10 protein-coding genes are annotated in these 15,619 nt (G+C 42.4%); 9 read left to right on the forward strand and 1 reads right to left on the reverse strand.

The features are described from left to right. Positions 1-6 precede the first annotated feature (6 nt). Complete coding sequence (locus tag GLIP_RS17180; protein WP_008845949.1) at positions 7-2,487, reverse strand: S8 family peptidase; 2,481 nt, start codon at positions 2,485-2,487, stop codon at positions 7-9. 321 nt (positions 2,488-2,808) lie between these two features. Here GLIP_RS17180 and GLIP_RS17185 point away from each other — a divergent pair, with 321 nt between their 5' ends. The 9 genes from GLIP_RS17185 to rpsG all read left to right on the forward strand — a co-directional run bounded on the left by GLIP_RS17185 (position 2,809) and on the right by rpsG (position 15,616). Beyond that, the gene (locus tag GLIP_RS17185; protein WP_008845950.1) at positions 2,809-3,303 is read left to right on the forward strand and encodes a hypothetical protein; all 495 of its coding nucleotides are present in this window, start codon (positions 2,809-2,811) and stop codon (positions 3,301-3,303) included. Positions 3,304-3,493: 190 nt separating this feature from the next. Next, a complete protein-coding gene (gene rplK / locus GLIP_RS17190; RefSeq protein WP_008845951.1) occupies positions 3,494-3,922 on the forward strand; it encodes a 50S ribosomal protein L11 in 429 nt (142 codons plus the stop codon). Between the two features lie 3 nt (positions 3,923-3,925). Then, positions 3,926-4,624 (forward strand): 50S ribosomal protein L1, encoded by a 699-nt coding sequence (rplA, locus tag GLIP_RS17195; protein ID WP_008845952.1) that lies wholly within the window; start codon positions 3,926-3,928, stop codon positions 4,622-4,624. Between the two features lie 347 nt (positions 4,625-4,971). Beyond that, the gene (gene rplJ, locus GLIP_RS17200; protein WP_008845953.1) at positions 4,972-5,490 is read left to right on the forward strand and encodes a 50S ribosomal protein L10; all 519 of its coding nucleotides are present in this window, start codon (positions 4,972-4,974) and stop codon (positions 5,488-5,490) included. A 54-nt stretch (positions 5,491-5,544) separates the two neighbouring features. Continuing rightward, positions 5,545-5,916: a 50S ribosomal protein L7/L12 gene (gene rplL / locus GLIP_RS17205; RefSeq protein ID WP_008845954.1), complete on the forward strand. Its 372-nt coding sequence runs from the start codon at positions 5,545-5,547 to the stop codon at positions 5,914-5,916. A 285-nt stretch (positions 5,917-6,201) separates the two neighbouring features. Then, a complete protein-coding gene (gene rpoB / locus GLIP_RS17210) occupies positions 6,202-10,236 on the forward strand; it encodes a DNA-directed RNA polymerase subunit beta (RefSeq protein WP_008845955.1) in 4,035 nt (1,344 codons plus the stop codon). A gap of 87 nt (positions 10,237-10,323) precedes the next feature. Continuing rightward, positions 10,324-14,505, forward strand: a complete 4,182-nt coding sequence (rpoC, locus tag GLIP_RS17215) for a DNA-directed RNA polymerase subunit beta' (RefSeq protein WP_008845956.1) — start codon at positions 10,324-10,326, stop codon at positions 14,503-14,505. A 188-nt stretch (positions 14,506-14,693) separates the two neighbouring features. Next, on the forward strand, positions 14,694-15,068 hold the full coding sequence (gene rpsL / locus GLIP_RS17220) for a 30S ribosomal protein S12 (protein ID WP_008845957.1): 375 nt from the start codon (positions 14,694-14,696) through the stop codon (positions 15,066-15,068). Positions 15,069-15,145: 77 nt separating this feature from the next. Then, the gene (rpsG, locus tag GLIP_RS17225; RefSeq protein ID WP_008845958.1) at positions 15,146-15,616 is read left to right on the forward strand and encodes a 30S ribosomal protein S7; all 471 of its coding nucleotides are present in this window, start codon (positions 15,146-15,148) and stop codon (positions 15,614-15,616) included. Positions 15,617-15,619 lie beyond the last annotated feature (3 nt).

Here is a 15,619-nt window from a genome sequence, read left to right on the forward strand (position 1 = left end):
TCTTACTTACAAGAAATAGTTTAAATAAAATCTTGAAGCAAGCTCAGCATAATGAGCTCGTGTGATTGTGGACGTCGGATTAAAGTGCGCAGTAAGGCTAGGCTCTAAATCAAACGGACCTTGTTCCACACCGAAAGAAACATTAACTAATGAAAGATTAATCGCTAGTTGAACATACCCTTTCATGTCATCACTGATAGCGTCTTGGTCAGCCAGTACAATTTGGTTGCCTCGATAGTCAACGATGATGTCTTGCTGTGGGTCAAAAGCCTCTGCTTGAGATTGTAATCCCAGCATTTGCACTAATGCATATGCCATATCTAGTTTTTCGACTTTTGCAAAAGGTGCTGCGTTCCCAGATTTAGGTAACAAAATGGGGGCTTGAGAGCGAAAGTTGTCTTTTAGCGCTCCGCCTTCCGTCATTACTGATTCTAAATATGGCTTATCTAGTGACGATACTCCGCTTAGCATTGGAGTCGGCTCGTTCAATAAATCACGATATTGACGCACGGCGCCGCCCATCATTGCATAACGTGCAAAGTCTTTTCTTTTCAGTGCGCTATTAGGATAAAAGCGATCATCACCGATGCTGTCCATTAGTCGCTCACTAACTGCAAATTCTATTGCGCCTTTTTGTGGATGGCCTTCAACATCATCTAAGCCGTCGTAACCACCACTCATTTCAAACGCAACTTCAACGTCAAAGAATTCTGGTACACCAGGTCCGTTGGTTACCCCTAATGGATCAGCAGTAACCCCTGAAAGTGAAGTTAATCCATACGCATAGATTCCCCAAGTACCTGGAGTTGCAGGTGCTGAGACACGCATATTCTCTTCGAGTACAGGTGTGGTCAAGTTACCAAAGTATTCTGTACCATCTGGTGCCACCAAAACGAGTTTGGTTAAGTTGGCAAGAGTACTCGCACTGGCCTTTACTATTGTGGTTCCCGCTTCAACATCAAAGTATTGAATTTCTGGTTCACCTACTGGAGCATAAAATAATTCAAGCTGCTCTGTTCTATCGCTAACGGCCACATTTGCGTTCGCATTGAATGTTTTATCTGTTAGGTTGTTTACCGTAACGCGATGGTTAAGATCATAGTCAAGCGCTGCGGCAACAGCTGAACGTGCATTTACATAACCTGCACCCACTTCCCATCGCTCGTAACCTGGCATGTTAGTAGCAGTTTCTTGAAGAATTTTAATTATTTCTAAATTATCTAGGTTAGGGTTAGCTTCGAGCATCAATGCAATAATCCCGGAAACATGCGGGGTGGCCATGGATGTTCCTGAAATCATGGTGTAAAAAGGTACATACTCTGTTTCAATTGCATCCAAATCAGCGTCAGCACCATTGGCTACTAGATTAGTGACAGCGCGAGTTGAAATGATGTCAACTCCTGGAGCGACAATGCTGACTTCGTTATTATATGTCCAGGTAGATCCATCCGGCATGCTGAACTCACCGCTCTCACTCTTTAGTCCACGAGAAGAAAAGTCAGCTAATTTACCAAATTTATCTCCTGCTCCGACAGATAGGCCCCAAGGGATCTGTGCGTACGGGTTATTCGTATCTTCGCCTGGACCACTATTTCCTGCAGCAAATACACTCATGATGCCCAACTTATGCGCTTTATAAGTTGCAACTGAAACCGGTCCTAATGGTTCGTACTTACCACTTGAACCCCAAGAGTTACTGATAATTTTGATCGGACTATTGTAGCTATATATATTGTTTATGGCGAAATCGAACCCACCTATAGTATCAAGTAAGAACAGACCACCACCTGAGCCATAACCAATAATATCTGCATCGGGTGCTGCGCCAACATATTTCCCATCTGACATAACACCGCTACCAGCTATCGTTCCGGCTACGTGTGTGCCATGGCCTGAATTGGTGTCGGTATTGATTTGCCCTGTTAGTACAAATCCGTCAGTCATACCGGTTATACCGATAGCAGATGCGTGGGTTAATGCCTGCACATTTTCGACCACGGTATCACCAAAAAAGATATCTTGATGTGAGGCATCCACACCCGAATCATTAACCATGATAGTGACACCTTTACCTGTGTAGGTAATGCCATTGCGCTGTTCAAAATCTGTGGTTTGTAAATCAGCAACACCAGTTATCTGACGTGCATCTGCATTGTAATATTGCATTTTACGATTAGCGAAGATTGAGAGCACATTATCTAATTGTGCCAATTGTTCGATTTGGGCTTTGGTGGCTAATACACCAATAATAGGCAAAGATTTAAACTGAACGCCTTCGCTAATGCCTAGTGACAAGATATGACTAAGTTGACTTTCAGTAACAGGGTCCAGTTGGTCAAAAGTTACCACAGCCATAATGCTTTGGTTTTCCGCAAGGGTTATGAGCGAATCTGCTAACTGCTCTCCTATTAAAGCTTCCGCCTTTACCGCATTAGGGGACAAACTTAACATTGCCGTTGCAATAGCCGTGAGTGTGTATTTTTTCATATTATTCTCCAACAAAAGGCTTGGTCATCCAACGTGAATGACGATGAATCCATCTTGACTGGTGTTTAATTGTTCGAAAATAGGGGGTTCACCCTATAAATTGACGATATTTAAACTTCTTTAAACTTTTGGGAGATAAAATGAAATAGGTACTTTTAAGAATAAACGATAAAGTTTTCAATATGATGAGTGTGTTTAGTTTGAATCATCATAATTAAAAAGCTAAATTAGAAATAGCTGAGAACAATTGCACGGCTGTTATTTTGGGCATTTAAAAAGGGATTGTTTATGTATAGAAAAGGGTTGAGCATAAGAATATTAATGATATTAGCAATTGCTCTATTTGCTGGTGGCAGTTTCGCAGAACAACAAACTCAAGATAAAGAAGTCCAAGAAGACCTAGAAAAAGTAGAAGTGGTTGGCACTACGCCCTTGTATTATTACAGACAACAAATGGTCAAGACCGAACTTGATTTTTATGATGCCTTTAATGAGTTAGTTGAAGATCCAAAATTTAAAGTTAAATGTAAAAGAGAGCGTGTAAACGGTGCAGCAAGAATCACGCAACGTGCCTGTTATCCTCAATATTTTCTAGCTAAAAAGTCGCAATTGACAGAAATCGCTATGCGAGCAAACGGCATTCTCCCTTCTAATGAAGAAATAGAAATGATGGTACAACCAGAAAAAGCTGAGTCTTTAGCGTACGCAGAAAAGTTGATTGAAGAAAATCCTCAACTTAAAAAGCGATTAATGGAGATGTACCAAGCTAAGCAAACTTTCTTGTCTAAGAAAGAACTTCGTAATCATTCCGAATAACTACCAATTTCCACACCCTTTTCAAAGATTGATCAATAAAGACACATAATAGTTAAAAAAACGACAACTTGGGGTTGCGCACTGTGAATATCTAATCTATAATTCGCGACCGTTTATTTTTATGGGAAGCCGATTGAGCAAACAATCTCAATGTTTTGCGAGGCGATATACCCAAATTTGAGAGAGAGAAATGGCTAAAAAAATCACTGGCTTAATTAAGCTACAGGTTGCAGCTGGTTCTGCTAACCCAAGTCCACCGGTTGGCCCTGCATTGGGTGCTAAAGGTGTTAACATTATGGAATTCTGTAAAGCGTTTAACGCAGCTACAGACAGCCTTGAAAAAGGTGCACCTGTTCCAGTTGTTATCACTGTTTATGAAGACCGTTCATTTACCTTTGAAACCAAAACACCTCCTGCGTCTTTCTTATTGAAAAAAGCAGCAGGCATAAAGAGTGGTTCTGGCCGTCCTAACACTGAGAAAGTGGGTAAAGTGACGCGCGCGCAACTTGAAGAGATTGCGAAAACTAAAGAACCTGATCTGACTGCAGCTGATCTTGACGCTGCTGTTCGTACCATCGCTGGCTCTGCTCGCAGCATGGGCTTGGTAGTAGAGGGATAAGACATGGCTAAATTAACTAAACGTATGCGCAATATTCGCGAGAAAGTTGACGCAACTAAAGAATATGAACTTAACGAAGCTGTTGCTTTGTTAAAAGAGCTAGCCACTGCAAAGTTTGCTGAAAGTGTAGATGTTTCAGTTAACTTGGGTATTGATGCACGTAAATCTGACCAAAACGTTCGTGGTGCAACTGTACTACCAAACGGAACTGGTAAAGATGTTCGCGTTGCAGTATTTACTCAAGGTGCTAACGCAGAAGCTGCTAAAGAAGCTGGTGCTGACATCGTTGGAATGGAAGACCTTGCAGATTTAGTTAAAAAAGGCGAAATGAACTTTGACGTTGTTGTTGCTTCTCCAGATGCAATGCGCGTTGTTGGTCAGTTAGGTCAAATCTTAGGTCCTCGTGGACTTATGCCTAACCCTAAAACTGGCACTGTAACCCCAGACGTAGCGACAGCAGTTAAAAATGCTAAAGCTGGTCAGGTTCGTTATAGAAACGACAAGAACGGTATTATTCACGCAAGCATTGGTAAAATTGCTTTTGAAGCAAACCAAATTCAAGAAAACCTTGATGCATTGCTTGAAGCCTTGAAGAAAGCTAAGCCTTCTTCTGCTAAAGGAACATTCTTCAAGAAAGTTAGCCTTAGTACCACAATGGGTGCTGGTGTAACACTTGATCAAGTAAGCCTTGGCTTAAAATAATTTTCACATCGATAACTTAGTTATCTTTGGTGACTTATGAGCAAACGCTCATCTCTCTAAAGGTTATGGGTTGGAGCTGTTTTTAACTAAGTTAAAAATCATGCTCCCGTCCAAGACCGCAGGTGCGAAGCAGTAGGTGAAGTAAGAGAGCACTTACATTATATGTTTCGCTTAATACGTAAAATGCCTGCGCAGACGGTGATTTCGACTCAGACTCTCTGGGGAAACGAACACCGTAGAGCGGTAAACTGAAAAATATTGTTTTGCAATATTTGCCGGTTTATCAATCTGGAACTCTGGTTGTGACCTCATTTGAGATTGCAATCAGTTAACAAGAGGTGAACTCAGTGGCACTAGGTTTAGCAGCAAAAAAAGAGATCGTCGCAGAAGTAAGCGAAGTCGCGTCTCGAGCTCTATCCGTTGCCGTCGCTGAATACCGTGGGATGGAAGTTTCAGAACTGACTGACCTGCGTGTTAAAGCTCGTGAGCAAGGCGTATATCTTAAAGTTGTACGTAATACACTTGCAAAGCGTGGTTTAGCAGACAGTAAGTTTTCTGATATTGATGAAGCTTTAACTGGTCCTCTAATTTACGGATTTTCGATAGACGCACCTGGCGGTGCAGCACGTCTATTTAAAGATTTCGCTAAAGGAAATGACAAGCTAAAAGTAACAGCACTTTCAATCGGCAGTGGTTTATTGGGTCCTGAAAAATTGGACGCAGTTGCTTCACTTCCGACTCGCGACGAAGCACTAGCAAAACTACTTGCTACCTTCAAAGCACCAGCCGAGAAATTCGTTCGTACAATCAACGAAGTTCCAGGCAAGTTTGTGCGTGTATTGGCGGCGATCAAAGACGAAAAATAATTTTCGTGTTTGGCATTAAATTTTTTAACTATTAACCCCAGGAGTTTAGAGAAAATGGCTCTAACTAAAGAAGATATATTAAACGCGATTGCTGAAATGCCAGTTATGGAATTGGTAGAGTTAATCGAAGCAGCTGAAGAAAAATTCAACGTTTCTGCTGCAGCAGCTGTTGCTGTTGCTGGTCCTGCTGTAGCTGCTGAAGCTGCTGCAGAGCAAACAGAATTTGACGTTGTAATGACTTCATTCGGCGCTAACAAAGTTGCTGTTATCAAAGCAGTACGTGGCGCAACTGGCCTAGGTCTTAAAGAAGCTAAAGATGTTGTTGAATCAGCACCTAAAGCTATCAAAGAAGGTTTGGCTAAAGAAGAAGCTGAAGCACTTAAAGCTGAACTTGAAGCAGCTGGCGCAGAAGTGGAACTTAAGTAATTTGTCATTTGGCAGATTGCTTGCCTGAAAAGGCTTGGGCTGGTGATTATTTGATCACCAGCCTTTTTGCGCTGTAGGATAGGGCATTTATACCCTTTAGAACTATCCTTCGAAATGATGCGCAACCGTGATTGAAAAGTGAAATAAAACCAATAAGTTAAGTGTTAAAACTTTAGAAAAATTGGTGTATGCTTGTAGATCGCGCCGCAAAGGGTGCTTGAAGTTTGTTTAGTAAAAGCGCTTTACTAGGCAAGTTGGGTCAAAAATCAGAATGCTGAGGAACCCATGGTTTACTCCAATAGCGAAAAGAAACGTATCCGTAAGGATTTTGGCAAACGCCCGCAGGTATTAGAGATACCTTACCTTCTTTCAATCCAGCTCGATTCTTTTAAGAAGTTTATCGACATCGATGTTGACGGCCAATATGGACTAGAAGCTGCATTTAGATCAGTTTTTCCCATAAAAAGTTATTCAGGTAATTCTGAATTACAATATGTGAGCTACCGTTTAGGTGAGCCTGTTTTTGATGTTAAAGAATGTCAAATTCGTGGTGTTACTTACTCTGCTCCACTTAGGGTGAAACTACGTCTTGTGTTGTTCGATAAAGAAGCCGCTCCTGGAACGGTTAAAGACATCAAAGAGCAAGAAGTTTACATGGGTGAAATTCCGCTCATGACCGAAAACGGTACTTTTGTGATCAATGGAACTGAACGCGTAATCGTGTCTCAACTTCACCGTTCACCTGGTGTGTTCTTCGATCATGACAAAGGCAAAACTCACTCGTCAGGTAAAGTGCTTTATAACGCACGTGTAATTCCTTATCGTGGCTCTTGGTTAGACTTCGAATTTGACCCGAAAGATAATTTATATGTTCGTATAGATCGTCGTCGTAAATTACCTGCGACAATTATTTTACGTGCATTAGAAATGCCCACCGAAGAAATTCTTGAAGTGTTCTTTGATAAAGACCTTATCAAGATGGTGGACGACAAATTTATGATGGATATCGTTCCTGAACGTCTACGTGGTGAAACTGCTCAGTTTGACATCATCGATGGCGAAGGGAATGTATTAGTTGAAACTGGTCGTCGTATTTCAGCTCGTCACACTCGTGCTCTTGAAAAAGCAAAAGTGACTGAGTTAGAAGTACCTGCTGAATTCTTAGTTGGTCGTGTAATCGCAAAAGATTATATCAACGAAGAAACCGGCGAAGTCATCGTTAGTGCTAATGATGAACTGACCGTTGAAACACTAGAAGCATTGCTTGAATCAGGAATCGAATCTTTCGATACACTGTATATCAATGAACTAGATCACGGTGCTTATATTTCAGATACCTTGCGTATAGATAGTTCTACTAATCGCCTAGAAGCATTAGTAGAAATTTATCGTATGATGCGTCCTGGTGAACCACCAACGAAAGATGCAGCTGAAACTTTGTTTGGTAACTTATTCTTCTCTGATGATCGTTATGACTTGTCTGCGGTTGGTCGAATGAAGTTTAACCGTCGTTTAGGTCGCGAAGAGTTGACTGGCGAAGGTACACTAGACAAAGAAGATATCATTGCCGTAATGAAGCAGTTGATTACCATCCGTGATGGTAAAGATGAAGTTGATGATATCGACCATTTGGGTAATCGTCGTATTCGTTCAGTTGGTGAAATGGCTGAGAACCAATTCCGTGTTGGTTTAGTACGTGTAGAACGTGCCGTTAAAGAACGCTTAAGTTTAGGCGATCTTGACGCAATAATGCCACAAGACCTGATTAACGCTAAGCCGATTTCCGCTGCAGTTAAAGAATTCTTTGGCTCTAGCCAATTATCTCAGTTCATGGACCAAAACAACCCGCTTTCAGAAGTCACGCACAAGCGTCGTATTTCTGCATTAGGTCCGGGTGGTTTGACACGTGAACGAGCAGGATTCGAAGTACGTGACGTACACCCGACACACTATGGTCGTGTATGTCCAATCGAAACCCCTGAAGGTCCAAACATCGGTTTGATTAACTCGTTGTCGAGTTTTGCGCGTACCAATGATTTTGGTTTCCTAGAAACGCCTTATCGTAAAATTGTAGATGGTGTTGTAACTGACGATATCGATTATCTTTCTGCTATTGAAGAAGGACAATTCGCGATCGCACAGGCGAACGTTGTTTTAGATGAAGACGGTAAACTGACTGAAGAACTTATTCCTTGCCGTTACCGCGGTGAAACTACGTTGATGCAAATTGAAGACATCAAGTATATGGATGTTTCTCCTCAGCAAATCGTTTCTATCGCAGCATCAATCATTCCGTTCCTAGAACACGATGATGCAAACCGTGCATTGATGGGTGCAAACATGCAACGTCAAGCCGTACCTACGCTAAAAGCTGATAAGCCGCTAGTTGGAACAGGTATGGAGAAAACGGTTGCAGTAGATTCAGGTGTAACTATCATCGCTAAGCGTGGTGGTACAGTTGACTATGTTGACGCAAGTCGCATCGTTATTAAGGTTAATGAAGAAGAAATGACTGCTGGTGAAGCAGGAATTGATATCTACAACCTAACTAAATACACCCGTTCTAACCAAAATACATGTATTAACCAAAAACCAACGTGTAACGTAGGTGACCCTATTGTTACTGGTGACGTATTGGCTGATGGTCCTTCTACCGATTTAGGTGAGTTGGCATTAGGTCAAAACATGCGTATCGCATTCATGCCGTGGAATGGTTATAACTTTGAGGATTCAATCCTTATTTCTGAGCGTGTAGCCCAAGAAGACCGCTTTACCACTATCCACATTCAAGAGTTAAGCTGTATAGCTCGTGATACTAAGCTTGGTCCTGAAGAAATCAGTGCTGATATTCCAAATGTTGGTGAGTCTGCATTGGGTAAATTGGATGAGTCTGGTGTGGTTTATATCGGTGCCGAAGTAAAAGGCGGCGATATCTTGGTTGGTAAAGTTACACCTAAAGGTGAAACTCAGCTAACGCCAGAAGAAAAACTACTAAGAGCCATATTCGGTGAGAAAGCGTCAGACGTTAAAGATACATCATTGCGTGTACCTAACTCTGTGCACGGTACAGTTATTGACGTGCAAGTTTTCACTCGTGATGGCGTAGAAAAAGACAAGCGTGCGCTTGAAATCGAAGATATGCAATTACGTCAAGTCAAAAAAGACTTGGGTGATGAGTTCGGTATTTTAGCCGACGGTATCTTTGCTCGTGCTACTAACCTATTGCTACGTAACAATGTTGATCAAGCTAAACTTGATAGCTTGCCGCGTGAAAAATGGTTCGATATCACGTTGAAAGACGAAGACGCACAATTAGAACTTGATCAAATCGCTGAACAGCACAGTGAGATTAAACTTGATTTTGATAACAAGTTTGAAATCAAACGTCGTAAGATCACCCAAGGTGATGATCTAGCGCCGGGTGTGTTGAAGATTGTCAAAGTTTACTTAGCGGTTAAACGTCATATCCAGCCTGGTGATAAAATGGCCGGTCGTCACGGTAACAAAGGTGTTATCTCGACTATCCAACCAGTGGAAGATATGCCATACGATGCGAACGGTACTCCGGTAGACATCGTACTTAACCCACTTGGTGTACCTTCGCGTATGAACATCGGTCAGATTCTTGAAACTCACTTGGGCATGGCTGCTCATGGTCTGGGTGCTAAGATTGACCGCATGATCAAAGAGCAAGAAGAATTATCTAAGTTAAGAAGCTTCTTAAAAGAAGTGTATAGCTCAGGTAAATCGCATCAAGAAGTTGATATTGATAACTTCACAGACGAAGAAATTAGACGTCTTGCTGAAAACTTGCGTAAGGGTGTTCCTATCGCGACACCTGTTTTCGATGGTGCTACAGAACGAGAAATTAAAGACTTGTTATTGTTGGCAGATATTCCAGAAAGCGGACAAATCACGTTGTTTGACGGTCGTACTGGCCGCTCGTTTGAACGTCCTGTAACTGTTGGTTACATGTACATGTTGAAACTTAACCACTTGGTTGATGACAAGATGCACGCGCGTTCAACTGGTTCTTACAGCTTGGTTACACAGCAGCCGTTGGGTGGTAAAGCTCAATTCGGTGGACAGCGTTTCGGAGAGATGGAAGTGTGGGCACTTGAAGCATATGGTGCTGCATATACATTGCAAGAAATGCTAACTGTGAAATCCGATGACGTGAATGGTCGTACCAAAATGTATAAAAACATTGTGGATGGCGATCATCGCATGGAACCTGGTATGCCGGAATCATTCAACGTATTGTTGAAAGAAATCCGCTCACTCGGTATCAACATCGAATTAGAAGAGCAGAACGATTAATTTGCTCTGATTGAGCGAAAGACAGGAGAGCCTGACTAGTCAAAAAACTAGTCAGGTTTTGTAACACCACTCCGCTGGGAGAAAAAAGTGAAAGACTTATTAAAGTTTCTTAAGCAACAGAACAAAACCGAAGAGTTCGATAATATTCGAATCGGTCTTGCTTCTCCGGACATGGTCCGTTCGTGGTCTTTTGGTGAGGTTAAAAAACCTGAAACCATTAACTATCGTACGTTCAAACCAGAGCGCGATGGCCTTTTCTGTGCTCGCATCTTTGGTCCGGTTAAAGACTATGAATGCTTATGTGGAAAGTACAAGCGCCTAAAACATCGTGGTGTAATTTGTGAAAAGTGTGGCGTTGAAGTTACCTTAACCAAAGTACGTCGTGAGCGTATGGGTCACATTGAACTGGCAAGTCCAGTAGCACACATTTGGTTCTTGAAATCATTGCCGTCTCGGATTGGTTTGATGTTGGATATGACGTTACGTGATATCGAACGTGTACTTTATTTCGAATCTTATGTTGTTACCGAACCTGGTATGACAACGCTTGAGCGTTCTCAGCTATTAACTGAAGAAGAATATTTAGATTCTTTGGAAGAGCATGGTGACGAATTCGAAGCTAAAATGGGTGCTGAAGCAGTATTTGAATTGCTAAAAGTACTAGACGTTGATGCTGACGTTGCCGCTATGCGTGAAGAATTGCCAAGTATCAATTCAGAAACTAAGCGTAAGAAAATTACTAAACGTTTGAAGTTATTAGAATCATTCCAGCAATCAGGTAACAAGCCTGAATGGATGATTATGACTGTATTGCCAGTATTACCACCTGACTTACGTCCTTTGGTGCCACTAGATGGCGGTCGTTTTGCAACTTCAGATTTGAACGACTTATACCGTCGTGTAATCAACCGTAACAACCGTTTGAAGCGTCTACTAGACCTTGCTGCACCAGATATCATCGTGCGCAACGAAAAGCGTATGTTACAAGAAGCGGTAGATGCACTTCTTGATAACGGACGTCGTGGTCGTGCTATTACCGGTTCTAACAAACGTCCTCTTAAATCTTTGGCAGATATGATCAAAGGTAAACAGGGTCGTTTCCGTCAGAACCTACTAGGTAAGCGTGTTGATTACTCTGGTCGTTCAGTTATCACCGTTGGTCCTACGTTGCGTTTGCATCAGTGTGGACTACCGAAGAAAATGGCATTGGAATTATTCAAACCATTTATCTATGGCAAATTAGAAGGCCGTGGCTTAGCTACGACTATCAAAGCGGCTAAGAAGTTAGTTGAGCGCGAAGCGCCGGAAGTTTGGGACGTATTAGATGACGTTATCCGCGAACATCCAGTATTGCTTAACCGTGCACCTACACTTCACCGTTTGGGTATCCAAGCGTTTGAACCTACCCTTATCGAAGGTAAAGCGATTCAGTTGCACCCGCTAGTGTGTGCGGCATATAACGCTGACTTCGATGGTGACCAAATGGCGGTACACGTACCATTGACTATCGAAGCACAGTTAGAAGCTCGTGCTCTGATGATGTCAACTAACAACATTTTGTCGCCTGCTAACGGTGAGCCAATCATCGTTCCTTCACAGGACGTTGTATTAGGTTTGTACTATCTTACCCGTGACCGTGTAAATGGTTTGGGTGAAGCAATGGTATTCACCAGCCCGAACGAAGCAGAAAAAGCGTATCGTACAGGTAATGCTGAACTACACGCTCGCGTAAAAGTACGTATTACTGAATATGAAGTTGATGCGGATGGCAACAAGACTGAAAAAGTAACCCTAACTGATACCACGGTAGGGCGTGCTATTTTCTCACTGATTTTGCCAAAAGGTTTGCCGTTTGAACTTATCAACCAACCTATGGGTAAAAAGCAAATTTCACGTTTGTTGAATGCTTGTTACCGTGTATTAGGTTTGAAAGATACAGTAATTGCTGCTGACCAAATCATGTATACCGGTTTCCACTATGCGATGATCGCGGGTGCGTCAGTTGGTATCGATGATATGGTTATACCAGATGCTAAGAAAGACATTATCGAAGCAGCTGAAGAAGAAGTATTTGAAATTCAGGAACAATTCCAATCTGGTTTGGTTACTGCTGGTGAGCGTTATAACAAAGTTATCGATATCTGGTCTCGTGCAAACGAAGACGTTGCGAAAGCAATGATGTCTAACTTGTCTAAAGAAACAGTTAAAAATCGTGACGGTGAAATGGAAGAACAGGATTCTTTCAACTCAGTGTTTATGATGGCTGACTCTGGTGCTCGTGGTAGTGCCGCTCAGATACGTCAGTTAGCTGGTATGCGTGGACTAATGGCAAAACCAGATGGTTCAATCATTGAAACCCCAATTACCGCAAACTTCCGTGAAGGTCTAAACGTACTTCAGTACTTTATCTCTACTCACGGTGCGCGTAAAGGTTTGGCCGATACGGCATTGAAAACAGCGAACTCGGGTTACCTAACTCGTCGTCTAGTTGACGTTGCACAAGATTTGGTGATCAACACTGAAGATTGTGGTACCTACGAAGGGGTTAAGATGACTCCGTTAATCGAAGGTGGAGACGTTGTAGAACCATTGCGTGAACGTGTATTGGGACGTGTAGTAGCTGAAGACGTTGTTAAGCCAGGCTCTGACGAGATTCTTGTTGAACGTAATACACTACTAGATGAAGGTTTAGTAGACATGTTGGAAGTAAACTCAGTTGACCAAATATTGGTTCGCTCGGTTATCACTTGTGACAACGACTTTGGTGTTTGTGCAAGATGTTACGGACGTGACCTTGCTCGTGGACATATGGTTGGCTTCGGTGAGTCTGTGGGTGTTATCGCCGCACAGTCAATCGGTGAACCTGGTACACAGTTAACCATGCGTACATTCCACATCGGTGGTGCGGCATCTAGAGCATCTGCAGAAAACAGTGTACAAGTTAAAACAACGGGTACATTGAAACTGCATAATGCTAAATATGTTCGTAATGCAGATGACAAAGTAGTTATCGTTTCTCGTTCTACAGAACTAACTGTTATTGACGACCAAGGTCGTGAAAAAGAGCGATATAAAGTACCTTACGGTGCAATATTATCAGTTGACGACAATGCCGCCATAACCTCTGGTGATATCGTTGCAAACTGGGATCCGCACTCGCATCCAATTATCACAGAACGTAAAGCGAAAATTAGCTTTGCTGATGTTGATGATTCTAATACTGAAATGCAGCAGGATGAGTTAACAGGCTTGACACGTATCGTGGTTAAAGATTTGACCAAAGCGAACGCGAAAGAACCTAAACTAATTCTTGAAAGTGATGAAGTTGGATTGCAGGAAATTCGTCTGCCTAGCTTTACCACAATCGAAGCATCTGATGGTATGGCAGCTCGTGAAGGTGACGTGTTAGCACGTATACCGCAGGAAAGTTCGAAGACTCGTGACATCACCGGTGGTCTACCGCGTGTTGCTGACTTGTTTGAAGCACGTAAGCCTAAAGAGCCTGCAATTCTTGCTGAAGTGTCCGGTACTATCGGATTCGGTAAAGAAACGAAAGGTAAGAAACGCTTAGTTATTACGCCGAAAGAAGGCGATCACTATGAAGAAATGATCCCTAAATGGCGTCAACTTAACGTGTTTGAAGGTGAATCTGTAGAAAAAGGTGAAGTAATTGCCGATGGTCCAGAATCACCACATGACATCTTGCGTCTTCGTGGAATCAGTGCAGTGGCTAACTACATTGTGAACGAAGTGCAAGAAGTTTACCGTCTACAAGGGGTTAAAATTAACGATAAGCACATCGAAGTGGTAATCCGCCAGATGTTGCGTAAGTGTTTGATTACTCACCCAGGTGATACTCAATTCCTCGAAGGCGAACAGGTTGAAGTGGCAAACGTTAGAGTTGCTAACCGTGAGATTGAAAAACAGGGTAAAATTCCTGCTCAGTATGAAACCCAATTGCTTGGTATTACCAAAGCATCACTTTCTACTGAATCATTCATTTCGGCAGCATCGTTCCAAGAAACGACACGTGTTCTTACTGAAGCAGCAGTGCAAGGTAAAGAAGATGAGTTACGTGGCTTGAAAGAAAACGTTATTGTTGGTCGTTTGATCCCTGCAGGTACAGGTTTTGCGTACCATCAAAATCGCGCAAAACTAAAACAAGCTGCAATGATTGAAGAACCATCAGTATCTGCTTCAGAAGCTGAACTTGCTCTGACTGAAGCGTTAAACGCAGAAGCCGGTGAAAGTACGTCTAACGACGAGTAATCAAAATTAGAATATGTCTTTGGCTAACTACTAGTTGGTCAAAGTCTTTTCTTGACAGTTTGATTTATGATCTATAGAATTCCGCGACCCGAAATTTGGTAATCCAAGTTAGGGTTCGCGGATTTTTCGCTTTCAGCGTCCGAAAAATCGGACAAACAGTAGTTTTTTTATTAACCAGGAGCTAGTTAATGGCAACAGTTAACCAGTTGGTGCGCTCTCCTCGTAAGAAGCCCGTTGAAAAAAGCAACGTAGCTGCCTTACAGGCTTGCCCACAAAAACGTGGAGTATGTACACGTGTATATACCACCACACCAAAGAAGCCGAACTCTGCATTACGTAAAGTATGTCGTGTTCGTTTAACCAACGGTTTTGAAGTTTCTTCATATATCGGTGGTGAAGGTCACAACCTACAAGAGCACAGTGTTGTTCTTATTCGTGGTGGTCGTGTTAAAGATTTACCAGGTGTTCGTTATCACACTGTTCGCGGTACATTAGACTGCGCAGGCGTAAACGACCGTAGACAAGCCCGTTCTAAGTACGGCGCAAAAAGGCCTAAGTCTTAACGGTTCTCCGTTAGTAAGGCCAAACTATTAAATTTAGAGTTTTGGGTAATTCCTGAATCCCCACGGAGAATATTAAGATGCCAAGAAGACGAGTTGTAGGTCAACGCAAAATCCTACCAGATCCTAAGTTCGGATCACAATTACTTGCCAAATTCATGAACGTTGTCATGTTGGATGGTAAAAAATCTACTGCTGAAAAAATTGTTTACGGTGCATTAGACATCGTTGCTGAAAAAACCAGCAAAGCTCACCTAGATGTGTTTGAAGAAGCTTTGGACAACATCCGCCCTACTGTCGAGGTTAAATCTCGTCGTGTTGGTGGTTCTACGTACCAAGTACCTGTAGAAGTTCGTCCTGTTCGTCGTAATGCACTTGGTATGCGTTGGATGGTTGAAGCTGCGCGTAAGCGTGGTGAAAAATCTATGGCTCAGCGCCTAGCAGCTGAAATGTTAGATGCGTCTGAGAACAGAGGCTCTGCGGTTAAGAAGCGTGAAGACGTTCACCGTATGGCTGAAGCGAACAAAGCGTTCGCACACTACCGTTGGTAGTCA

The organism is Aliiglaciecola lipolytica E3 (assembly GCF_000314975.1).
Lineage (GTDB): Bacteria > Pseudomonadota > Gammaproteobacteria > Enterobacterales > Alteromonadaceae > Aliiglaciecola > Aliiglaciecola lipolytica.